Here is a 22,927-nt window from a genome sequence, read left to right as displayed (position 1 = left end):
ATTTACCAAGGTTATCTAAAGTGATTTCGGGGGAGTTGATTTCGATATTGCCTGTGTTGCCTAAACCCGAAGAATTAACAAACAAGCCACTGTTAGCGCCAATAATTGCAACGTAATCGGGAAGTTGAGCTAGTCGATTGTCGTAATTAGGGTCGCTACCACTAATAGTTGTTTTCTCACTAGCATTAACAGTAATTTTACCTGCACTTCCATTGCCTGACGTAATAGCAATCAGTTGTCCTCCGTTGAACGCTTCAAAAATATCTGTATTAACAATCACATCGCCACCTTGACCGTCAGTTTTAGTACGTGCATTTATAAGAGCGCCATCTCGTAATGAGAAAGAACCAGAATCGATAGTAATATTACCTGCATCGCCAACTGTCCCCGTATCTGCAACGCTATAAATCCCACTATAAAAACCGTTTTTCTCTCCAGCAATATCAACCGCTCCACTAACTTTCACCTGAACATTACCAGCATCCCCTTGTCCTGCTGGTTGGGTATCAGTATCAGATGCACCACGAGTAAGAGTTAGCAGTTGAGCGCCATCAGTGAGTGATAGAGTTACCGCATTAATATCAATATCGCCACCCTGACCCACGCCCCCTGCTTCCACCGTGCTGAGAATGAGAGCATTGCCTGCAAGCGAAACAGCATCTGTTGTTGTCACCTGAACATTCCCTGCATTGCCAATTCCATAAGTTGAAGCTCGAAGTCGAGCGCCATCTCGTAATGAGAAGGAACCCGAATCTATGGTAATATTACCCCCATTGCCAACTCTTCCTGTGTCAACATAGCTAAAAATCCCACTAGGAATCTCGTTTTTCTCTCCGGCAATATCAACCAACACAGTAACTTTCACATTTACATTACCAGCATTCCCTTTACCTGGTGGTTGATCGGATGCTTCACGAGTAATAGTTATTAGTTGAGCGCTATCAGTAAGTGAAAGTGTTGCTGCATTAATATCAATATTGCCACCCTGACCTTCACCTCCTGCTTCTACTGTGCTGAGGATGTTCGCGTCTATAAGAGAAACAGTATCTGTTGCAGTAACTTTCACATTTCCCGCATTCCCAATTCCACTAGTTGAGGCTTGAAGTTCAGCACCCGAACCTAAGTTAAGTGTTTTTGAGTCAATGGTAATATTTCCCCCTTTACCCACACCCCCAGCTCCCACCGTGCTGAAAATATTGCCATTTGTAAGGGAAACGGCATCAAATGCATTTACCGTCACATTCCCTGCATCTCCAATTCCAAAAGTTGAGGTTTCAAGGTTGGCATCCCTCATTAATAAAGATCCAGTTTTAATATTTATATCGCCTCCAATGCGTTCTCCTGTAAATTCTGGTGCTGGTACTATTAAAGGATTCACCTGACTGGATACTCGACTAACACGGTTGTTCCTTCCAACTCCGTCAAAAGAAACTAAACCGCCAGCTTCAATATCAATACTTCCTGCATTGCCTTGTCCAAAAGTCTCAGATGAAATTACAGAACCTCCACTTAAAAATACAGAATCATCAGCCTTGATTTTGATATTTCCAGAACTACCTTTGCCTAAAGAATTTGTAATTATCGCGCTCTCAGCAAGCGATATTTCTCGTGCCTGGATGCTAACATCAGCTCCGTTTCCCCGATCTGAAGAGGCGACGAGACTAGTTATTCCGCCGTTAGTTAGTGAAACTTTATCTTTGGCGATGATAGTGACATTTCCTGCATTACCTTCTCCATTAGTAAGAGAACCAATCACACCATTAATAACGTCAAGAGAACCTGTCTTAATGGTAATATCTCCTGCGCTTCCAGAGCTACCGACTAGACCACTGGCTATACCGCTAAAGTTAGTTGCAGTTGTCCCGTCAATTGTAGTTGTATCTGTTGTATTAATTTCAATATTCCCAGCCTTACTGTCTACTCCCCCAGATATTACTCTTGAGACAATAGCACTGTCCAATATGTTTAAATTTCTCGCATTAACAGCAATACTACCTCCTGTAAACATCTCAACATTCGCATTGTTGGTCAGCGATACATCCCCACGAGTCACATTTTCGGGAAATCCCAATTGAAAATCATCACCGTTTATATCTAGCGCTACAGTTCCAGGTGCTGCTAATCCTCCCAACTCAACTCTCCCACCATAAGCATTTAACTCCCCACCATCCATGCTGACATCACCACCTAAGAGCAGCAAACTTTTACCATCGGGAACCCGCAAACCGAATACGTTAAAACCTGCTGGATCTCTTACTCCTGTTGATGCAAATGAACTATTTTGAATCGCAGCATTTTGATTAATTTGATTAAACAACAACGCATCAGGATTCACCGTTAATAAAGGTGGTGCTTGGGGATTTGTCGCACTAAAAAATCCTTGCTCACCAAATTTAATTGCATTAGCAGTTGTCCCCACAAACGAACCATTTACATCTAAAGTGGCATTTTCTCCAAAAATAATTCCGTTGGGATTAATTAAAAACAGATTTGCTTGATTACGAACAAAATTACTACCATCTCGCTGACGAATTCCTAAAGTCCCTAAAATTTCAGAAAGATTATTTCCCGTTACCCTTGTTAAAACATTTTGAATCGCATCATTAGGAACTATAAAATAAGCTCCTCTCCCTTCGCTGACATTTAATTCCTGCAAACTATGGAATAAATTTTGACCGCGCTCTGCTCCACCTTCTATCAGGGTGCTGGGGATATCATTTACATTTATATTATTGTTAATTCGTGATGCTTCTGTTCCTAACGTGTTATCCGGTACAATATTGCTATTACTTTGTGCAAAACAGGGATTTATTGATGTTATGCCTGCGCCTAAAAATCCGATAAAAATCTTTGTATATAATTTCCACAAGCTGTTAGAGCCAATATTTTTCATTTCATTCCCCTTATGCTTCAAAAATATTTCCGAGCAATCAAAATTTAAAGCCGTCTTAATCTACAAATAAATTAACAAAATTTTCTAATCTAAAATACTTTACCTAGCGAATAATGGTGCTTTTCATTTCTTATTACTGGTTCGCTTATCCCTGCAAACTAGTAGAGACACGTTATATCGCATCTCTACAGTTTTTCTCGCGCATTCTCTTACCGTTTTATTAAGAATAATCAACCAAAAATACTGTACATTGTTAATACGATACTACTTATTTATTGAATTAACTATATTAATGTTTCTTATGTTTAGTAATATGAAAAAATAATTAAAGATTTAATGTTTGTTAGTAACAAAAAAAGCATTGTAAATAAAATATAAAAAAGTTGAATTAAATCATGTCAAAGCAATACCCAGTCAGAAAAAGTCGAATCTTGGCAGCCTTTTTTGTAGTGAGTTTTATACTTAGCTTATGTCTAACTCATGTTTCGATTGCCACCAATCAATTAGGGTTTGGTACGGTTGCCAAAGCACAGGATCGGAATGCTAGCCAATTAGTAGAGAAAGGGATTAAATATTATGATGAAGGGAAATATAGAGAAGCAGTACAAGAGTGGGAAACAGCTTTAAATATATATCAAAAAAACAAGCAGTTTCCAGAGCAAGCGATTGTTAGCGGAAATTTGGCTAATGCATTTGAAAAACTGGGCGATTTGGAACAAAATATTAAATACTGGAATGCAGCAGTAAATTTATATCAACAAACTGAAAACTCCCGCGAAAAAGGAAGAGCGCTCGCAGAGCTTGGGCAAGCATATAGTAATTCCGGACAATATAAAAAGGCGATCGAAATTTTATGCGGTGAAGAAGAATCAGAAATAGAGGAAGATAAAATAAATATTTACAAAATTAAACGTAAATCAAATTGTTTGCCCTCAAGTGCTTTAGAAATATCTCGCGCTCAAAACGATATTAAGGGAGAAGTCGCAGGATTAGGAAGTATTGCGGAAGCTTATCGTCTGTTAGCAAAATATAATTTAGCAAATAAATATCTAAATTATGCTGAAAAAATTGGTGTAGATGATTTGTCTTTACAAAAAATATCAAATAGTTTGGGTAACGTATATTTAGGTAAAGCACAACTTTGGACTTTTTATGCAGATTCTGCTAAAGAAAGCGGATTGCCAAAGTTCAACAACATTGCAGTAAAAGCTGATAGTTATTATCAGAATGCTCAGAAAAATTTTCAAAAAAGTTACGGAATAGCAGTCACGCAAAATAATAAATCCGCTCAAATGAAAGCGCTGATCAATTTAATTCAAGTTAATTCTCGCATTCAGAAATTAAAATTATCCCCAGACGAAAATTATCAAACTTCTGAGAGAGCAAATGCAGAGAATAAAACACAAGCTTTATCACTTCTGGATCGATTACCCGACTCTCCACAAAAAGCATATGCAGCAATTGAGTTAGCTAATCTATCTGCCGATGATAGTGTTACTTCACCATTCACTCAATGTCCAAAAAAGCGACAATTACCTGATGAAGAAGTTGTCGGATTACTAAATAAAGCGATCAAAATTAGTAATAATATTAAAAATTCTCGTGCCCAGTCTTTTGCTTTAGGAGCAGCAGGACATTTTTATGAATGTGAAAATAACTATAGCCAAGCTTTAGAATTAACTAGAAAAGCAATATTAGCTGCTGACTACAAGCTGCAAGCTAACGATAGCCTGTATTTATGGGAATGGCAACAAGCAAGACTTTTAGAAAAAAGGGGGAAAGAATCAGATGCGATAGCAGCTTACGAAGCAGCTTTTCAAACATTAGAAAAAATCCGCGCTGATATTATTACAGCAGATAGAGACTTGCAGTTAGATTTCCGCGATGTAATTCAACCTTTATACCGTAAATTAGCATCCTTGAAGCTAGAAAAAGCGAATCCGAAAGTTAGTTTAAATCAAAAAGCAAGTAAACAAGCCGATAAAAATCAACAGGTTCAAGAATTAGATACCGCTCGCAATATCATTGATTCCCTGAGATTAGCAGAATTACAAAACTATTTTGGGAATGATTGTATTTCAGCACTGATTACACCGCAAAAAGTTGACGAATTAGTTGGAGGGGAAGAAGGTAAAACTGCTGTATTTAGCTCTATCATTCTAGAAAACAAAGCTGCAATACTACTTAGCCTACCGGATAATTCGCAACATATTGAGTGGATTAAACAAACAAACAATCAAATAATTACTCGTGAAAAATTAGAATCAGAAATAAGAACCTTTCTTGAGGAGTTAATAAAACAACACACATTTCGCGCAGAAGATTCAGACGAAGCTAAAAAAGTATATGCACAAGCTGAAAACTTTTATGAATGGATAATTCGACCTTTTGAAGAAAAAGGTTACTTAAACCAAGACTTGATCGACACGCTGGTTTTTGTTCAAGATGGATTGTTTCGTAGCATTCCCATGTCAGCTTTAATAGACAAAAATCAAGATCGATACCTAATTGAAAAATATGCGATCGCCACAACACCAAGTTTAAACTTAACAGCACCAAAAGCAGCTAAAGGAAAAACTAATCGCGCTATGCTATTCGGTTTTAGTGAAAAAGCGACAATAGATGAAAAAGAATATCCAGCTTTAGAATATGTAAATAAAGAAATAAAAGCGCTTCAAGAGCTATTTTCTAGTTACAAAGTACTTAATTATCAAGACTTTAGCTTAGCTGACTCAAATGAGAAACCGCAAAAAACTGATTACCCAATTATTCACATTGCAACTCACGCGCAATTTGGAATTATCCCCGAAGATACATTTTTAGTTTTAGGTGATAATAATCCACTAACTATTAGTGACTTAGAAAAATCCTTAAGAAAATTTAGTAGTAATCCCAACGAAATTGACCTATTAACATTAAGTGCTTGTCAAACCGCAGCAGGAGACGATCGTGCTACCCTGGGTTTAGCTGGTATTGCTTTACAATCAGGAGTTAGAAGCGCTTTAGCTTCCTTATGGTCAGTAAATGACCAATCGACATCAATTTTAGTCAAAGAGTTTTATCAAAATTTACGTCAAGGAAAAAGTAAAGCACAAGCTTTGCAACAAGCTCAAATCGCATTGATTCGCAATCCTAACAAAATATCCGATATACAAGAAGAATATAAGAAACCCTATTATTGGTCGCCTTTTATTATGATTGGTAATTGGCTTTGACATTCTCACCGGACTAAAGCCACGGTGATTCCAAGAATTACTTAGGAGGGTTTCCTCTTTCCGCGACTCGACTTGCTTGGAGGAGTTTCCTCACCCAAGCAGAGGATTAAAGTCAGCGACTCCCTTACGAGAGCCGCTGCTCTCCAGAACGGAACGTGAAACTTTCGCTTCATTCCGCTCCTCATTTAACCGCTTCCTTGACAATGGAACCAGTCCGACTGCCATCATTTGCAGTCTTTGTGTCGTGACAATGGCGATGGAGTAATTGTTTGTTAGTCAGGGAGTCTTTCCCTCCCAGACTTTTAGGGACTTTGTGGTCTATTTCTAGCAAGTCTCCATCCATAAAGTTATGGCGACAATAGGTACACTTTCCAATCTGTTGCTTCAGGAGTTTGGCTCTTGTTGCATTTTAAGCCTCTCTCCCGGTGGGGGAGAGGTTTGGAGAGGGGTATTTTCAATTCCTGCGATGTCTATTGGGAATTGGGTATGGGGCATGGGGCATGGGGCATTGGGAATTGGAAAACGTTTTTTGTTTTTCAAGTCCAATAACCTAAATACGTTCCCAGCCTGGAGACTGGAAACGAGACGAAATGGTAAGTAGTGAATAGTAGATTTATTATGACGGGTAGTGCGTTAACGCATTAGCCCGAACCTGCAAAATTAAGAAAAAGGACTACTACTTACTAATCACCATTTCGCTACTTTTCAAGACTAATGTTTTTGCCTAAAACAACTTGTAAATTACGAATTTGTTTTTCAATATCCTGTCTTTTATCGGGAGCAACTTCATTTTTTAATTCATTCTTGTAAACTAAAATTAGTTCTTCGATCAGGTCTGAATTGACTTTTCCTGATTGACCTTGACGAGAAATCTTCGGAGTTTCCTCTAAAGCTTCATACCATAACTCGTTTTCAGCATATATACTTGCTCTTTGGCTGCTGTTTGTAACATTAGATAGTTGTGCTTCTAATGCCTGTGGCTTTTGAACCACCTCGAATTCCGCTTTTTGCATAGAATAGCTGCCATCAGTACATTTAACTGATACCTGCCATAAATATTGCTTACCTGGTGTTAAGGTTTTACCTTGTGGAAGCTTGAATTTATTTATCCCCGCTCTGGTTTGAGGTTTTTCTATCGCAACAGTCTCAAGCTTGCCATTGCTAACTAACTTATAAATGTGAACGTCCGTTTCTTCCGGTTTGGATGCAAACCAGGCTAAAGTAGGACGTACAGAAGCGGTTTTTCCCACAAATGTATGCGGAGCAAGCAGAACAGTTAAAGGTGCTTTTTCTCCACCTGGACAACCTCTAGAACCTCCAGCCCTAGAACTTTCTCTAGGAGGATTTGGATCCACAGGTGAATACTTTGCTAAAGCTACCGTGGGTACAAATACTAATGAACCGAGCAAGAACCCACTCAACAATCTACGATTAATTAATTCAACTTGTATCCGAGACATTAGATGCATCATAATATCAACCGATTACTAGATTTATTTTGGTTTTACACAAAAAGATAAAAACAATTACATTGGGAAAAAGTCACATTCCCAATTTGCTTAACACAATTTTATAAACAGAGTTAATTTGCAGATGATTTTTTTTATGCTTTTTCAAGCACCAAGTTAGTTCGCATAAAGTACCTTTAGGGGATACAGACTCTCGTTTAAAAGTACCATGTAATCTTTGAGCTAAATCTTTACATTGTTTTGTACCCTTGCTTTCAGAAAATGAATCTATACCGCATCCATTATCTTTCACGCTCAAACTATAGCATTCATCGTGAATTTTCCCAATGACTTGGATTCGTTTAGCCCCAAGAGCGTGTTTTCCTACATTACATAAGGATTCTTCTAGAAAATGACAGAGTTCTCGCTTGTCTTCAATATTCAAATATTTATCATCTATTGGCTCAAAACAGCGAGTTCTGGCTCTAATAGCACTTAAATATTTAAAATCTTTTCTTTGCAGAGTGCTGGTATATACTTCATAAAAAAGTTCGTTAATAGGATTTTTTAAATCAAGAATTAAACCGCTTCCCAAACGCAAAATATGTTTATCACTCAGAGCTTGTGTTTTCATAAACTCACCAATATCTCGAATTTCATGGTTGAGTCTTTCAAGTTGTAAGATAAGTTTTTCTTGTGGCAGTTCTTGGGTGCGTAGATAACTCAAAGCATCAGCTAACGTTTGTAAAGGACCGTTATGAATTATAGTAAACGTATGTTCAATAGTGCGTTCTCGTTCCTTTATTTGAAATTTCAGAGCTTGATCGTGACGATAAAAAGTAAAAGCACTCAGTCCAACACCGTTAATGACTAAAATTAATAAAACTGGTGCAACAGGAATCCACCACCCCCAGCAGATAAATAATAAATAACTTACTCCAACTAAACAAATAGTAATAGCACCAACAGCGAATAAATTCTTCCATCCCGATTGCGTCAATCTACCAATTACAATAGAAGAAAAACCCCAAGTAACTATCCACAGGTATTCCCAATTATCTGACCAAGTTTTTAACAATGGTCGTCCATTGATAACTGCATGAATAATTTGGCTGGTAGCATGAGCATGATATTCAACTCCATAAATTTCTCCATTAAGTTCTAAATCAGAAATTGCAGAAGTATTGAAAAAGTCTCCAGCGCTTGTAGCAGTCATCCCAATTAGAACTATTTTATCTTGCAGCCAAGCTGGGTTAACTTGATCCGTTTTGATATCGTCAAGTGATAAAACCCGAAATCTTTGTTTCCCGTTACGAAAATTCATTAAAATTCGGATTCCCCCACTATCTGTATTTACATATCCCCCAGAATTTGAATCGAAAAGAGGAAGTTCTGTAGAACCAAATCGCATAGCTTTAGGGTTATGTTTCCCATTGTCTATAGTAATATTTTTTTTAGCCAATAAATACGCTTCTGCTAAACGTAAAGATAAGGAAGACTTGTGTTCTTGTACATTGTCAGGATTAGGAGTTGCTAGTAAATAACGTCTATACTTACCATCCTTATCTGAAATAATATCTACAAACCCAACTTGTTCTGTAGATAAATTAGGAGGTGGAGAAATTTTACCGGGGTTTAAAAGTTTTTCAATTCCAATGATATTTTTATTGTTTTTAAATACTTGACGTAATTCTTTACTACCAGGCTCTACTGGTATATCTTTAAAAAGATCGAGACCAATTGCTATAGGTTTGTAACTCTGTATTTTTTCAATTAGCGTTGCAATCTCTCTATCTGGTATTGGATATTTCCCTATTTCTTTAATATCAGTTTCATTAATGCCAATAATCACAACTTCTTTATCTACAGGTTCTGAGGGACGCATTTTTAAAAAAGTATCAAGCAGCATCCATTCTAAAACCTGTAGCGAACCATTCAAACGAATAAATATAACAATCAGAATAAGTGCTATTCCAGGAAGTGCTGCACCACGCCAAATCGGTATTTCATGTTTAATTCTATGGACAATTTTTTGCAACATCTTTGATTAGCCTTATCTGAAATATTTTATCTATTCGCAATTAATCAGCCCAGATTTATTTGTTATATGAATAAAACTAGTGCAAGTCGGCGTAAATAAAACTACCATTAAAAATGGCTAAAAAGCGTAGAAAATTAAACTTCTTACTTTTTACTTCTTACTTCCGCGAAGCGGTACTAGTCTATCAATCCTTCCTTTCTAGCTATAATTTCAGTTTGAATTCGCATATTTTTGCCTCCTTGCTTGCAATCATTAGGATAAACATTTAAAGCATCTTGAATTTTTGTCCAATATGCACGTATAGTGCGTTCGTGAAGATGCATTTTTTCCGCAATTACTTTATCTTGCAACCCCTCGTCAAATGCCAAACTCAAAAGTTCAAGCCATTCTGGCTTCAATTCCAATCCAGTTTTGATATCTTTTGTATGAGTTGCTCCCTGTATTGCTAAATTTATGCGAATCAGCATTTCCTGTTCGGAAAGTCCTTTATCAGCAATCACAAAACCTCCTTGATGTTCGTCTATTTCATATTTCACTCTTACCAGTGCCTTAGCATAACTACTTTGCACCATTAAATTTGCCAGAGGATATTTATTTAATAAATCTTTGATTAATTGAATACCTGTATCGATATTAGCAGTCATCCCAGTGTTTTCTGGGATTGATAAGTCCAATATAATCAGGTCAAAAAATAAGTTTTCTTGATTTACTTTTTCGATTTTATTAAAAGCATCTTTTGCTGTTTCTGCAATAAAAATCTCCATATTTGGATATTGCTTCTGCAACATATTAAATGTTCCAGATACGATTAAATGATGGTCATCTACGAGAAGAGTTTTTAGCATAGTTTTTTATGGTAATGTTTCCAAAACTATAGTATGTTATTTTTTAAAGCAAAAATCTAAAAACTTGTTGATTTTGGAATACTTTCCCCTAATTTGAGACTGTCTAGCTATACATAAACCTTATTTTTCGTCAAGTACAAAAAACTATGTATAGTCTTACTTTACTAGATTTGACTTAAGCAATCCATACACAAAAGTGTATTTTTTTTGTGATTCCCCGTGTAAGGGACTTGTAAAAAATGATTTATCTAATAATTTGGTGCGGTCTTCGGAGCGTGTTTGTAAGGACAAGCATCTTGCTGGGTTGGGACATACAGCGAGCAATATCCCTCTTCTGTCACTTTCCGATTATAATAATTGAAGAAATAAAAATATGAACTCTGTAAGTGTCTTGTAGTAATGGATGTAGAACTACAGATACTAAAACATTTGCCCAGAGACCCTCAGCCAACAGTATCAATCATAGATGAATATTGCTCCTCTTACCCCTCTTCTGTCACTCTCCGAATTAAATAAATAATAAATAAGCGAGATTATCCGGAAGGATAAAATGGTTGATATTGATTAATCTCAGCAATCAAACAGTTAAATCCAAGCAATAAATTAGAATTCGGGAAAATATCTAACCAGGGATAAATTAACCATAGTAGTAGGGTTGGTTGGACAATTAAACGAAGATTATTTAAAGTATTCTTCCATCCACCTTCATTATTCCATTGTTGATGTATTGAAAAATTAGCAGAATTATTGATAGTTTTATTTTTAGCTGTATTTTTTTGATTTAAGGATAAAAAAGCTTGAGATTTTAAACTAATCATTGTGTACACACAGAAAATAATCTCCCACCCTTCGGGTTCGCCAGTCGCTACAACGGGGGGAACCCCCGCAACGCGCTGGCGAACCATTTTTCAATATCCTTGAAATTAGTAAAACGATAATCCGTCCAACCTAATTCTTGCTTACATTGTCGAAATCCGTATTCTACCCATGTTCTTAATCCGTAAAGATTACCTAAAGTTTTCTTCACTTTACCTTCTATGTTAGTCATTACTAATGAAGTCGTATTTTTAGGCATAGTCTCTGGGTCTGTGGTCATTTCCCAGAAGCACGCTGGCATCAAACGATTTACTTTTAATTGGGGTTTGGCTACTTGGCAAGAGCTATACAAAGCAGGATGTAAATTTAATTACCGAACATTAAGAACTTTCTTTAATAAGCATCTGAAAACCGAATATAGTTGGATTAAAGAAAAAGGTATTTGCCAGAAAGTAACTGAGTTCGCTTTTGAAGAATTAAATAATGCATTTACCCGTTTCTTTAAAAAACAAGCTGATTATCCAAACTTTAAGAAAAAAGGTGAAGATGATTCTTTTACAATAAACTGTGGCGGAAAACCGATGCCGTTCGGAGGTAAATCAATAAAATTACCTACCATTGGTTGGATTAAGTTGCATGAAGTTTTGCCTCATGGAGCTACATCTAAAGTCACAATATCTCGGATTGCTGATGAATGGTATATTTCGTTTACTTATAATCAGAAAAAGCCCTCTGTAATTGAGCCAAGAATACCGACAGTAGGTGTTGATTTAGGAGTTAAGACTTTAGCCACATTGTCAACAGGAAAGGTATTTAAGAACGCTAAATATTTAAGATCTATCATGGTCGGCTCCTTCTACTTCCAACCCCAAATATTCCTCTTCAATTGCTCTTTGTGCCAACATCGGATTTCCCCCAGCCCGTTCTTGCAGTTTAGATAATTCCGATGGTTTTAGATTTATCCCCCGCTCTAGTGCTGCTTGTTCCATCAATTCCCGAATCGCGTATTCAGGCAATGGCTGCAACTCTATACGCGGAATGTTAATAAAGATATCGGTTCTGGGTGGATTGGTAGCAAGCAACAACATCGGTACTTGCAGCTTCCGCAACTGCTTGAGCCACATCCGAAATTTCGCCTCACAAAACTGCACGTCATCAATTACCAAAAACGCCGTATTGTTTTCTAAGTAATTTGCGATCGCTCTTCTCAATTGTTCGGCACTCAGCGCTTTCCCCTCCAAACTTTGGGTTTCTACTCCTAGTTGATAGGCAATTTCGAGCAGCATCTGCTTGGGTGTAGTTGGTTCAATGTGTGCCACCACAAACCCATCTCCTTGTAGTTTCTCAACTACTGCCGATATTAGTACAGACTTACCACAACCTTCCTCTCCGGTAATTAACAGCGAGCCAGAAGCTAATAGCGAGGCAATAATCCGATTTAATTCGGTTTGGCGATACAGTCTAAAGCTAGTCGTAACTTCGGTACTAACGGTTAAATCTTCAATTTCAATAGTTGGATGATTAATTGGAGTACTAACGGTTTGGTCTGGTGGTTCGATTTCGGTTTTATTTACCTTTTTGTTAGACCTAACTACCAATTCCCCAATTGACATTGTTAATATCGCAGCAATCAACGAAATTGACGATACTCCATTAATTGCTATAACCATAGTCGCCAACACGATCCCCGACCAATTTAAGCTGCTACCACCCCAGGCTTGGCGAAGTTCACGAGCGCGTTGGCGTATTCTAAAGGGTCAACTTCAGGTATCCTTGCAGATTGCTGAATCTTTGCTTTAAGTTCATCGGACAACATCTCTGGATTGTTGATAAACTGTTCCGCCAAAACATTCTCAGCTATCAATATCCCCGCTGCTTTATTTTGAGCATTGTTGAATATCTGTTCGCTTAGCACGTTCATCTGCGATATTTCATGCTGGCGTACATCGATAGATTCATTCTCGGTCACGCTCAATGTCTGCTCTGAGGATACGGTTATTGCATTTGCTGAAGGCTGATTAACTTTATTTTCATCAACTGCTGTCGGCTGCGTTTTTTCTGCTACGGGTCCTGATGGTTCCGGTATCAAATAGCCTTCCATCCGTCCGGTAGCCTTAATGTGTTCGTGCAGTCCGTCCATCTGCTCTGCTTGTTCTGCATCCAGATAAGCCTTGTTCTTTATCTTGTAGGTTGTAATCTGCAAATACCGCATCCGACTGTACAGCGGATCGCGACCGATGCCATATTTTTTTAAAAATTCTGATATGGGAATTCTTGCAAAATTATCAACACTTTGACTGTCATCTGGCGTATTGTCTGGCATACTGTCTGCTACAACATTATAGTTTTGCAACGAACTATCGGGTAAAGTTTGGTTATTGTCGGGTAAACTATCGGGTGTAATTTTAGTAGAAGAGTGCAGATTATCCGGTGTAACAATTGTGTTTTCTACCGTACTATCTGCCGATAATGATTCATTATTTTCTACTTTGTCTGCCATAAAATCCCAGTTAATTTGTGGTTGTATATTCATTGTCTGCTATACATTACAGAATTTAGTACAGTACAACTACTGATTGTCTGGCAGACTGTACTGCTAACTATTTATCTGTCTGGTAATCAAATTATTTACTATTATATAAATATATAAATATATTTAATTAAGTTTTAGAAAATTATCAGGTTAAATTATTATTTAATATTGAGTATAAAGTATTAGCTGATTATGCTCAAAATTGTTTAGGAACTAATAATTATGTTGCGATCGCGTATGCGTAAGCGCAGATTCGCGCAAGCATGTCCCCTTGGGACTGTGCGAGTAAGGCTGTTCAGTTCGCTCTTCGAGTAAAGCTGTTAGATCGCCTGTACGGCTGCCTCAATCGCGCTGATAGCAAATTGAAGAAATTATTATTGATATACCGTTACGGTATTGACTTCACCTATGGCCTACATAGCAAACGGGACTTCTACCACTGGGGCGCGAATAAGCCGAACGTTTACCGCAACTGCGACCTCGGCTGTCAGTATCGTAGGGACAATCACATTTTCCACTAACCGCAGCACGAACTGCTGCATTGGGGTCGAGTTGAGGTGTAGTAACTGGTTCGGGAATATTTTGTGGTGGTGCTTCTCGTGAAGTTACCCTGTGACTCAGATTTATGCGATGCCTACGGCGGAGCAAAAGCTCATCGCCGCAGTCACGATTGGTAACAAATCAACACTAATAATTAAAGCCTTAAATCAGTGAACAGTTAACAGTAAACACGGGCATATCGCGTGTGGGATTTAAACCCGCTACCAACGCTGACCACCTTCTTTGTAGGGGACTTAAACCCGCTTGTATAAACGTGACTGATAACTAATAACTGTTAAAAATGGGGCTAATAGAATAACCCAACAATGATTCGTAGTCATTACTGGGTCAATTGTTCACCTGCCAGAACGAGCTTCGTAGGAACGTGATGGCAGAAATATAAAATTTTTCTTACTCTTATGTTACCAAATAATTATCAACAAATCTTGTCTGGAAACTACATTGGCGTTCCAGCTACAACCGATATTCCAACTCCCCAAGTTGGACAAGTACCAACATATTACGATTATCTAGCATTACTACCAGCAATTTTGATGGCTGCAACTCCGCTGATTTTAGGACTGAAGAAAAAGGATAAGGATGATGATGATAAAGAATAGATAGCAGTGGGGGTGCGATCGCCGATCAAGTCGTTATAAAGGGTGTTCGGCGCAGCCCTGCGGTTGATCGCTATCTTGATTATGTCGGCGATGCGGAAGCCTGAGCCTATGGCATCGCGCTGTACTACTTTACTTTTGGGAGCAACCCCTGCACGTTACCATCGCGGTCAAAGCTTTTTGATACTAAACAGGAATAGCCGCAATTGTCACAAGACTTGGGTGGTGCGTGACACTACAAACCTTATTACTACGTTGACAATTAATCAAAGTGCCACAGCACCCTACAAGAGAAATATGCCGGCGTTGCTAAGCCCTACTAAAGATATGCAATCGCCCTCATGAATTTAATCCAAGATCATAAGCGATAGCCTATTGGCAACTTGATCGGCATATTGCACGGGAGCTTTGGGACGAGCTATTATTGGCACAATTTTTTGCAACGGGTGTGTAGTTTAGAATAAATTTGAACGTAGCGATAAGACTTATAGCGTCACGCACCAACCAGTCTCAAATTTAGTGCTTGATAATTGAGGTAAATTATTGGATATGACCAACCCAGACTGAGCCTAGCCAGACTGCGTACAAAGTATCCCCGTCAGATGTTTGAGTTATGTGGTAGGCTGTTTTTTGAAGATTTTCCACTTCTTGGGGTGTCAATTCATCCATTTTTTCATAATGCTCAATATCATCTATACGTAATTCCCACTTTACATCATGCAGATTGTAGTGATTTGAAGCATACTCGGAATAGGGAAATGGTTCATATTGATTTTCTGGGATAGGAAAAACATTTTCGTACCAATCAATTCTTTCACCTATTCCTGCAACGACTTGTGAATGGGAAAAACGTGGATGAAACAACCAAATTTTTAAATAAAAAGGCTCTCCTCTTTCAATAAGTTGTTTTTTCCAATTGTGGTAAATTTCCAACAGTGCTGATAAGATTAACCGTCTGTACCACAATGGCGGTGATGGTTTTCCAAAACTTGACCAAGGGTGAATCCAGATTTTGACATAATCATAGTTAAAATTATTTAAACCCAGGTTGAAATTTTGCTGTTTCCATTTTTGAATGTGTTTAATCCGTCTTTTCCAACCTCTAATCTTCTTTTTATTTTTAGACCTGCACCTATTTGCCATAATTTCCTCCGTTATCGATTGGTATTCTCACACTAATTGCATTGATTAATCAAATGCGGGGTGCTATTCCAGACACCAAACAATAGTACAGATTTCTTGTTTTATTCTGCTATTTCGGAGTTTTCAGAGCCGGACAGCAGGTTTTTGGCAGTATCGTTCGCCTTAATACCTAAACGTGTTTTTGACACTCCCCTTCAATTTATTGATGGGGATTCTTGCTTCATCCGTCCGCCCTAGAAATCTAAATAACAAGTGGTTGAGAAATCTTAAATTGTTCTGTATTCTTTATCTCAAATTTCGTCTCCACCGTTCCTTGATTAGGGATAGTGAAATCTAAATCCACAGAAGCCCGTTCCTTAGACATTGCTTTATCTGGAAATCCGGTAATTCCCACAGCTAAAAAACAGATAATTAAGGAAATTTTACTTGTTTTCAACTTTTTATACTGTTGTATATATACAACGGTTGAGCGTATCTAACAACTTTTCCGAATGGCATGAGTAATCATACGGAATTTAGACAAAAATCTATTTGATAACTTTTGGGCAATATCTCTGAAGCGCGAGTATAAAAGAAAAAGCTAGTACTGTTACGGGGAATTTAAAGTCAAAGATTTATAAAGTGATTTAAAGGGCTTGCATTGTTTTTATCGCGATCCAAGCAATTTAAGATTTCTGATTGAGTAGAAGTATCTTTTGTGACCCGAATATAGTTTTAACAGTGGAAAAAAACCAGCAGAGTCAATCCAAAACTCGAAATCCAAAATCCTCGCCTTCATCAAAACCATTAAAAGACGGTAAAGCGCAGCCCAATACTAAGGTTCGCAAGCTTCGTAAAAGAATCAAAAAATCTAAACAAAATCTCAAAAATAAAACTGCCCCTACCAAAGAAATTCGTTCCTATTCGAGCGATCGCCCCTTAGTCAAAAAGCGCAAAAGTATAGCAGCATCAATGTTTGCTATGGCAATCTTGCTTTCAAGTGCGGGTTTAGTTGTAGCTCTTAGCTGGATTAGCATTTTATTTATATTTAATCCGCTTTTTGTAACTTGGTTAAATCCTGTTTTACCAAAATGGGGTAAAATTGCCTCGAATTCCGAAGATAAACCCCATACGGTAGAGCAAATTCAAGCAGAAATCCAAAAACAAAAGCGTATAGCCGGAAAAATTTTGCCTTTAGAAAGCGAAACTGACGAATCTTTTTTATTACCTATTTATCGCGAACGCAACAATTGTAGCTCTGAGTGTAAATACATAGTCGAACTGAGAACTTACCAGCTAGCAACAGATTTTGAATGGCAGTCGCGCTCAGAAAAATACTATCATCTCACCAATCAATTCCCCGTTACCGGGCCAGAAGAATTTGAAGTCATAGCTCCATTAGTAGATGCAGGTATAGAAGAAAACGCTGGTTCGAGCATTGCTTTACCCATAAATGAAATAGGACGCTTTGAAAAAGATGCTCCACTACCGGGAATTTGGTACTATCTACGCGGACAACGTTCTTCAGGTTCAAATCTGACAGCTTACGGCTATATCCTTCACTACAACCCGGAAAAACGTAATTTAAAAACGATGATATCTTGGACAAGCCCTACCGGAGATTTACCCGAATGGCAGCAGGTAACTGGTAGCGATGAGAAAGAATTAGTAGTACGTCAAACAGTTGGTTTAGAACCAAGTTTGCGAATTTACCAAATTGACGAGAGTGAATTTGTTGTCAATCCAGTTAAATTATCTGAAATTACCCTAAAAACACCAGCTTTAGAAGATGGAGGTTACAAAGACGCGCTGTTAATTGCGAAAAGTGGACTGTGGACACCATCTTACAAATGGCTGCAATTTATCAAGAAGCAGAAAGGGGAAATATCACCCGCAGCGCAAGCACAAATCGATTTGATTCGCGAACATTCTCAACTTACCAAAAAATTAGCCGATACAAGCTGGGCAAGCCCTTCTCAAGAAGTATTAGCTGACTTAATTGATGGCAGATGGGGAGAAGCTTTAAAAGTATTTGAAGCATCACCGGAAAATCCCGCAGAAATTAGAGATTTGCTCAAATCCGATACCGGAAGAATAGAAAGTCGCATTGATGCAGCATTAAAAGTAAACCCCAATCGTTCTGAAGTACAAACGTGGAAAGCTTTAGTCATCGCATCCCAACAAGGTACAAATGAAGGTTATTACTGGCTCAAAACACAATCTAATATTTCCGATAAGGTACAAACCTATATTCAAAAGCTTTTGGCGCTAATTTGAGGGAAAGGGAATGGGGAATAGGGAATGGGGAACGGGGAATGTGCCGATTAAAATTAATTATTTTGTATATAGCGGTTTTCAGTTGGGTGCAATACAGGCTCAACCTCACCCCTCTCCTTCCACCCCTCTCCGCTATTTTGGAGAGGGGAAAGGGGTGAGGTTCAATGTGTACTCGACTCAACCGAAATTCGCTATATAACAAGGATTATTGCGTTATAGAACTACATCTTAAACTAATACCATTTTCTTCCTCTATTCCCTGTTCCCTATTCCCCGTTCCCCTTTTACATCTATAGCCAAAAATAACAAAAATAAATCAAACGTAGAAGCAAAAAAAATCACTTCTACGTAACCTAGCTATGACTAATAGTGCTAAAGTAAAATAAAGCAATATTAATCAACATCAATAGTTAATATTGAGTGCGATAGCGAAAATAGCAGTAAAGCTAAAAATCGCTCTACTAATAAAATATAGCCATAAATATATAATCAAAATATAGTCAAACGCCGTAGAAAAAATCAGCGTTTCAGCTAGCAGTGCTTGCCATCGGTTTAATCAAATACAAGTATAGACAAGCACGCGGAGCAACAATTTAACAAGATTGTTCGTGAGTACAAACATCTTTTTGCTGTTTAAGCTGTTGCAACTGTAACAACAATAAATCCACCTCAGCTTGCAAGTCCATTAACTTAACTTGCTGGTCAACTTGATAGCAAGTACTAGTTGAGGTGACGACGGAATGTTCGGGTTTGCGTTCTGAAACACTAGATACAGACATACTACTAATTAAGTCCAAAACTCTACTCAACACCATTAGAAATCTTATAATAGTGTAATTTAAAGAATTATTAAATCTTTGTATAGCTGGTATTAGTTGCTGCAATATAAACAATTTATTTTGCTATGCAACATCTTTGAAATGACAATATAGGTAGGGATTTTGTTCCGAAAATAAAAATAGAGAGGGGGAAGAGGGGGAAGAGGGGGAAGAAAAATTAATAACTCCTAACTCCTAACTCCTAACTCCTAACTGCTAACTGGTTACTGATTACTGCCCAAATTGTGATAAAAGTTATCATAATACTTCCCACCGATACAGTAAAAAGGATAAACTGTCATTCGATATCGCAGTAAAAAATAAGTAGCTCTATAAAATCCCGTGACCTTAAGCCTGTCTGCTGTAAAATCTCATCGTCAACCTTGGCAAGGATTAATCGAAGAGTATCGCCAGTACTTGCCTGTGAGCGAAAATACGCCGGTTGTGACGCTTTTGGAAGGAAATACCCCTTTAATTCCCGTGCCATCGATTGCGCGTCTAATTGGCAAGCAAGTACGTGTTTTTGTAAAATACGACGGTTTAAACCCTACTGGTAGCTTCAAAGATAGGGGAATGACGATGGCGGTTTCTAAAGCCAAGGAAGCAGGGGCTAAGGCTGTGATTTGCGCGAGTACTGGCAATACTTCAGCGGCTGCTGCTGCTTATGCAAGACGCGGGGGGATGCGTCCTTTTGTAATCATTCCTGACGGTTATGTGGCGCTGGGTAAATTGGCGCAAGCGTTGGTATATGGTGCGGAAGTACTGGCAATTAAAGGAAATTTTGACCAGGCTTTAGAAATTGTCCGGGATATAGCCGAAGAATATCCGGTAACTTTAGTTAATTCGGTTAATCCTTATCGTTTGGAAGGACAAAAAACCGGGGCTTTTGAAGTCGTAGATATTTTGGGTGATGCTCCAGACTGGCTATGTATTCCAGTAGGTAATGCGGGAAATATCACGGCATACTGGATGGGTTTTTGTCAATATCATCAACATGGTAAATGCGGACGTTTACCCAAGATGATGGGTTTTCAAGCTGTGGGTGCTGCACCGTTAGTGAATGGTGAAGTTGTAAAAAATCCGGAAACCTTAGCTACGGCAATTAGAATTGGTAATCCTGCGAGTTGGGATAAAGCAGTAGCGGCACAATCGGCAAGTAAAGGTGAATTTAATTCCGTTACCGATGAAGAAATTTTAGAAGCTTATCGAATTTTAGCTGGGGATGAAGGTGTTTTTTGCGAACCAGCTAGTGCGGCTTCCGTGGCAGGTTTATTAAAGGTAAAAGATCGAGTTCCTACAGGTGCGACTGTGGTTTGTGTATTAACTGGTAATGGTTTGAAAGATCCAGATACAGCGATTAAACACAATAAAAGTCAGTTTACCCAAGGTATTGAAGCGGATATTAAAACTGTTGCGAAGTTGATGGGGTTTGAATAATTGGTAATTAACCTCTCTCCAACCTCTCTCCGGATGCGGAGAGAGGCTTTAATCTTGCTCCCCTTCCCTTGCTCTTATGGGGCTGGGGGTTAGGTTTAACTACTGTGTAACTACAAATTCTCAATTTCTACCGTTTGTATTTCTTCAACAACATTAAACCCAAATACCCGCGAATAAAAATAGAATTCTGCTTCCAAAGCGCGTTTAATATTCTCGGCATTGCGAAAACCATGTTGCTCTCCCGGAAAGGGAACGTAAGCAACGGGTAATCCTTTGTTTCGCAAAACTTCTATCATGGTTTCAGCTTGATTTGGTGGCACAATTTTATCTTCCAAGCCTTGTAGAAAAATTACCGGGCAAGTTAAATTCTCTGCAAAGTTGATAGGGGATCTTTGTACGTATATTTCCTTCATTTCTGGATAAGCACCCACCAATCTATCTAAATATCTGGATTCAAATTTATGGGTATCTCTGGCTAAAGCTTCTAAATCGCTGACACCATAATAACTTGCACCAGCTTTAAAAGTATCGCGGAAAGTCAACGCGGATAAAGTTGTATATCCTCCCGCGCTTCCACCAGAAATTGCTAGGCGATCGCCATCTACTAAACCTTGTTCTACTAGATATTTAGCACCATTCGCGCAATCATCCACATCGACAATTCCCCAGTTTCCATCCAGACGCTGACGATATTCGCGCCCGTAACCCGTGCTACCACCGTAGTTAACATCTAAAACGGCAATACCGCGACTCGTCCAATATTGAATTCGATAGCTCAAACTTGAAGATGTAGCCGCAGTGGGGCCACCATGACTTTTGACTAATAATGGTGGTTTTTCGTTTGTAGGTGCCGTGTAATCTTTGTTTTGCGGTGGGTAAAATAATCCATAAGCTGTTTTCCCATTGCTGGTAGGAAATTCTATCGGCTGTATTTGCGAAAGATAGCCGTCATCTATGGCAATATTGCTGGAACGCTGCAAAACTTGTATTTTCTTTGTAGTTAAATCAAACTCAACAAGTTCGCTGGTTTGAGTAGGTTGTCCTCCGTTGAAGAAAACCTTACCAGGTATTGCTTTTATCCCGCTAAAATCAGTATAGGGTAAATCGAAAGTATCGAGTTTATTTGTGTTTACATCTAAGGAGGCTAAATACCAAATTCCTTTCTGGGTATAGCTGCAAATGATTCTATCTGTTGATTCAATTGCGTAGGTAGAGGAGCCTAAACCCCACTGTGGCTTACCAAATTCTGCTTCAATCGGAGTTAAATTTTCTACCTTCGCCTGTTGCCAAGAATATAAATTCCACCAGCCAGTTTTTTCCCAGATAAAATACAAAGTTCCATCACTCGACCATTCCGGTTGACTGGCAGATTCATCCACACCACCGGCAATTTTTTGTCTATCATCAATCGAACCATCATCTTGAACCATACCAACCCATAATTCGGCGCTATCCCAAGGCATATTTGGGTGATTCCAAGTCAACCAAGCCAAGTATTTTCCATCGGCACTCAAACGAGGTGCAATATAAAAATCATTTCCAGATACAAGAACTTGCGGGTTGCTATTTTCCGTTAAATCAACAGCAACTATTGTATTTGTCGGTTCCTTCGCCTGTTGCGTATGGTCTTCACAAATACAGATCATTCGCTGCCGCTGATTGTCAATAATTCCATCACCGTAGCGCATCGAGATTTCTGGTGTTATTGGTTGCGGTTCTGAGCCGTGTTTTTGCTGATAAAGACGCTGGTCAATAAAATTAGAAAAATAAACCGTACCATCAGCCACCGTGGAGGAACCACCACCATATTCGTGAACCCGACTACGCACGTTAAAACCATCCGGTGTCACATCTTCAGTTTCACCATCGGGGTTGCGTCGGACAATAACAGTACGTCCCTTATCCCAAGCCCGTAACTCGCTCCAGTAGATATTTTCGCGATCGATCGCAACTTGTCCGAGTCCGATTGCTGTAGAGGTAATTAAATCGGTAGTGATGGGTGAAAGCCAGGAGCCGTAAGGTGCTATTGTCATTTCAATTTAGGATTTTAGATTTTAGATTTTGGATTGTTTTCTAGGGTGATGCTAGAACTTTATTGATTTTACAGGAGGATGTTTAAAAAGTATTCGGCGATTGAAACCACACGCCATTTGCTACAACGGCTTTGTACCCCCGTTGTAGCAATGGCTCTGCTACATAGGCAAAGTTCACCTGCGTGGACTAGTTGATTTGTAACCCGCGCAGGCGGGTTTTGGATTGTGTAGCCGTGGTTTCAACCGCCAGGTAACTTTCATTTCAAAACCTGGTAATGCTCCATCTACCTAT

At 38.5% G+C, this 22,927-nt stretch carries 17 protein-coding genes and 2 pseudogenes; 6 read left to right on the top strand and 13 right to left on the bottom strand.

The features are described 5' to 3' along the window. Window positions 1-2,893, bottom strand: a 2,893-nt coding sequence (locus ACM03V_RS28555; RefSeq protein ID WP_414624187.1) for a filamentous hemagglutinin N-terminal domain-containing protein, incomplete at its 3' end; no start/stop codon positions are given. Between the two features lie 395 nt (window positions 2,894-3,288). On the opposite strand from ACM03V_RS28555, the gene ACM03V_RS28550 reads away from it, so the two are divergent. Next, a complete protein-coding gene (locus tag ACM03V_RS28550; RefSeq protein WP_414624186.1) occupies window positions 3,289-6,108 on the top strand; it encodes a DUF2225 domain-containing protein in 2,820 nt (939 codons plus the stop codon). 181 nt (window positions 6,109-6,289) lie between these two features. Here ACM03V_RS28550 and ACM03V_RS28545 read toward each other — a convergent pair whose 3' ends face one another. From ACM03V_RS28545 to ACM03V_RS28525, 5 genes and pseudogenes are all read right to left on the bottom strand, one after another. Then, a complete protein-coding gene (locus ACM03V_RS28545) occupies window positions 6,290-6,484 on the bottom strand; it encodes an HNH endonuclease (RefSeq protein ID WP_414624188.1) in 195 nt (64 codons plus the stop codon). A 322-nt stretch (window positions 6,485-6,806) separates the two neighbouring features. Continuing rightward, window positions 6,807-7,568, bottom strand: a complete 762-nt coding sequence (locus ACM03V_RS28540) for a DUF928 domain-containing protein (protein ID WP_414624185.1) — start codon at window positions 7,566-7,568, stop codon at window positions 6,807-6,809. Window positions 7,569-7,650: 82 nt separating this feature from the next. Further along, a complete protein-coding gene (locus ACM03V_RS28535; protein ID WP_414624184.1) occupies window positions 7,651-9,597 on the bottom strand; it encodes a CHASE2 domain-containing protein in 1,947 nt (648 codons plus the stop codon). Window positions 9,598-9,773: 176 nt separating this feature from the next. Then, on the bottom strand, window positions 9,774-10,442 hold the full coding sequence (locus tag ACM03V_RS28530) for a response regulator (RefSeq protein WP_414624183.1): 669 nt from the start codon (window positions 10,440-10,442) through the stop codon (window positions 9,774-9,776). Between the two features lie 533 nt (window positions 10,443-10,975). After that, window positions 10,976-11,547: pseudogene (locus ACM03V_RS28525) on the bottom strand (IS701 family transposase); the annotation flags it as partial. Here ACM03V_RS28525 and ACM03V_RS28520 point away from each other — a divergent pair. Beyond that, window positions 11,531-11,584, top strand: a pseudogene (locus ACM03V_RS28520) (hypothetical protein); the annotation flags it as partial. The pseudogenes ACM03V_RS28525 and ACM03V_RS28520 overlap by 17 nt on opposite strands. Continuing rightward, window positions 11,585-12,199 carry an RNA-guided endonuclease InsQ/TnpB family protein gene (locus tag ACM03V_RS28515; protein ID WP_414624189.1) on the top strand — a complete coding sequence of 205 codons (615 nt, stop codon included), beginning with the start codon at window positions 11,585-11,587 and terminating at the stop codon, window positions 12,197-12,199. It begins immediately after the preceding pseudogene. On the opposite strand, the gene ACM03V_RS28510 is transcribed toward ACM03V_RS28515, so the two are convergent. The 3 genes from ACM03V_RS28510 to ACM03V_RS28500 form a co-directional block, all read right to left on the bottom strand. After that, window positions 12,089-12,928: an ATP-binding protein gene (locus ACM03V_RS28510; protein WP_414624182.1), complete on the bottom strand. Its 840-nt coding sequence runs from the start codon at window positions 12,926-12,928 to the stop codon at window positions 12,089-12,091. The genes ACM03V_RS28515 and ACM03V_RS28510 overlap by 111 nt on opposite strands. A gap of 26 nt (window positions 12,929-12,954) precedes the next feature. Beyond that, window positions 12,955-13,791, bottom strand: coding sequence for a hypothetical protein (locus ACM03V_RS28505; protein WP_414623808.1), 837 nt, complete (start codon window positions 13,789-13,791; stop codon window positions 12,955-12,957). Window positions 13,792-14,193: 402 nt separating this feature from the next. Continuing rightward, on the bottom strand, window positions 14,194-14,439 hold the full coding sequence (locus ACM03V_RS28500) for a hypothetical protein (RefSeq protein WP_414624181.1): 246 nt from the start codon (window positions 14,437-14,439) through the stop codon (window positions 14,194-14,196). Window positions 14,440-14,750: 311 nt separating this feature from the next. Here ACM03V_RS28500 and ACM03V_RS28495 point away from each other — a divergent pair, with 311 nt between their 5' ends. Continuing rightward, a complete protein-coding gene (locus tag ACM03V_RS28495; RefSeq protein WP_414624180.1) occupies window positions 14,751-14,951 on the top strand; it encodes a hypothetical protein in 201 nt (66 codons plus the stop codon). Between the two features lie 537 nt (window positions 14,952-15,488). Here ACM03V_RS28495 and ACM03V_RS28490 read toward each other — a convergent pair. Both ACM03V_RS28490 and ACM03V_RS28485 read right to left on the bottom strand, forming a co-directional pair. After that, the gene (locus ACM03V_RS28490; protein WP_414624179.1) at window positions 15,489-16,091 is read right to left on the bottom strand and encodes a hypothetical protein; all 603 of its coding nucleotides are present in this window, start codon (window positions 16,089-16,091) and stop codon (window positions 15,489-15,491) included. A 241-nt stretch (window positions 16,092-16,332) separates the two neighbouring features. Continuing rightward, the gene (locus tag ACM03V_RS28485) at window positions 16,333-16,527 is read right to left on the bottom strand and encodes a hypothetical protein (protein ID WP_414624178.1); all 195 of its coding nucleotides are present in this window, start codon (window positions 16,525-16,527) and stop codon (window positions 16,333-16,335) included. A 284-nt stretch (window positions 16,528-16,811) separates the two neighbouring features. On the opposite strand from ACM03V_RS28485, the gene ACM03V_RS28480 reads away from it, so the two are divergent. Continuing rightward, window positions 16,812-18,347, top strand: coding sequence for a hypothetical protein (locus ACM03V_RS28480; RefSeq protein WP_414624177.1), 1,536 nt, complete (start codon window positions 16,812-16,814; stop codon window positions 18,345-18,347). Between the two features lie 593 nt (window positions 18,348-18,940). Here the strand turns inward: ACM03V_RS28480 and ACM03V_RS28475 are convergent. Further along, complete coding sequence (locus ACM03V_RS28475; RefSeq protein WP_414624176.1) at window positions 18,941-19,126, bottom strand: hypothetical protein; 186 nt, start codon at window positions 19,124-19,126, stop codon at window positions 18,941-18,943. 381 nt (window positions 19,127-19,507) lie between these two features. Between ACM03V_RS28475 and thrC the strand changes: the two genes are divergently transcribed. Continuing rightward, window positions 19,508-20,602, top strand: a complete 1,095-nt coding sequence (gene thrC / locus ACM03V_RS28470) for a threonine synthase (RefSeq protein ID WP_414624175.1) — start codon at window positions 19,508-19,510, stop codon at window positions 20,600-20,602. A 110-nt stretch (window positions 20,603-20,712) separates the two neighbouring features. Here thrC and ACM03V_RS28465 read toward each other — a convergent pair whose 3' ends face one another. Then, window positions 20,713-22,635, bottom strand: a complete 1,923-nt coding sequence (locus ACM03V_RS28465; protein WP_414624174.1) for a prolyl oligopeptidase family serine peptidase — start codon at window positions 22,633-22,635, stop codon at window positions 20,713-20,715. Window positions 22,636-22,927: the final 292 nt, after the last annotated feature.

The sequence above is a fragment of the Calothrix sp. CCY 0018 genome (assembly GCF_963920925.1).
GTDB lineage: Bacteria > Cyanobacteriota > Cyanobacteriia > Cyanobacteriales > Nostocaceae > Rivularia.
This window is presented reverse-complemented; position numbering and strand designations above follow the sequence as displayed.

Bases quoted from the DNA above. Each gene is read 5' to 3' on its own strand.
- ACM03V_RS28550 (WP_414624186.1), top strand. From the start codon at position 3,289: ATGTCAAAGCAATACCCAGTCAGAAAAAGTCGAATCTTGGCAGCCTTT.
- ACM03V_RS28540 (WP_414624185.1), bottom strand. From the start codon at position 7,568: ATGTCTCGGATACAAGTTGAATTAATTAATCGTAGATTGTTGAGTGGG.
- ACM03V_RS28535 (WP_414624184.1), bottom strand. From the start codon at position 9,597: ATGTTGCAAAAAATTGTCCATAGAATTAAACATGAAATACCGATTTGG.
- ACM03V_RS28530 (WP_414624183.1), bottom strand. From the start codon at position 10,442: ATGCTAAAAACTCTTCTCGTAGATGACCATCATTTAATCGTATCTGGA.
- ACM03V_RS28510 (WP_414624182.1), bottom strand. From the start codon at position 12,928: ATGGTTATAGCAATTAATGGAGTATCGTCAATTTCGTTGATTGCTGCG.
- ACM03V_RS28505 (WP_414623808.1), bottom strand. From the start codon at position 13,791: ATGAATATACAACCACAAATTAACTGGGATTTTATGGCAGACAAAGTA.
- ACM03V_RS28495 (WP_414624180.1), top strand. From the start codon at position 14,751: ATGTTACCAAATAATTATCAACAAATCTTGTCTGGAAACTACATTGGC.
- ACM03V_RS28490 (WP_414624179.1), bottom strand. From the start codon at position 16,091: ATGGCAAATAGGTGCAGGTCTAAAAATAAAAAGAAGATTAGAGGTTGG.
- ACM03V_RS28475 (WP_414624176.1), bottom strand. From the start codon at position 19,126: ATGTCTGTATCTAGTGTTTCAGAACGCAAACCCGAACATTCCGTCGTC.
- ACM03V_RS28465 (WP_414624174.1), bottom strand. From the start codon at position 22,635: ATGACAATAGCACCTTACGGCTCCTGGCTTTCACCCATCACTACCGAT.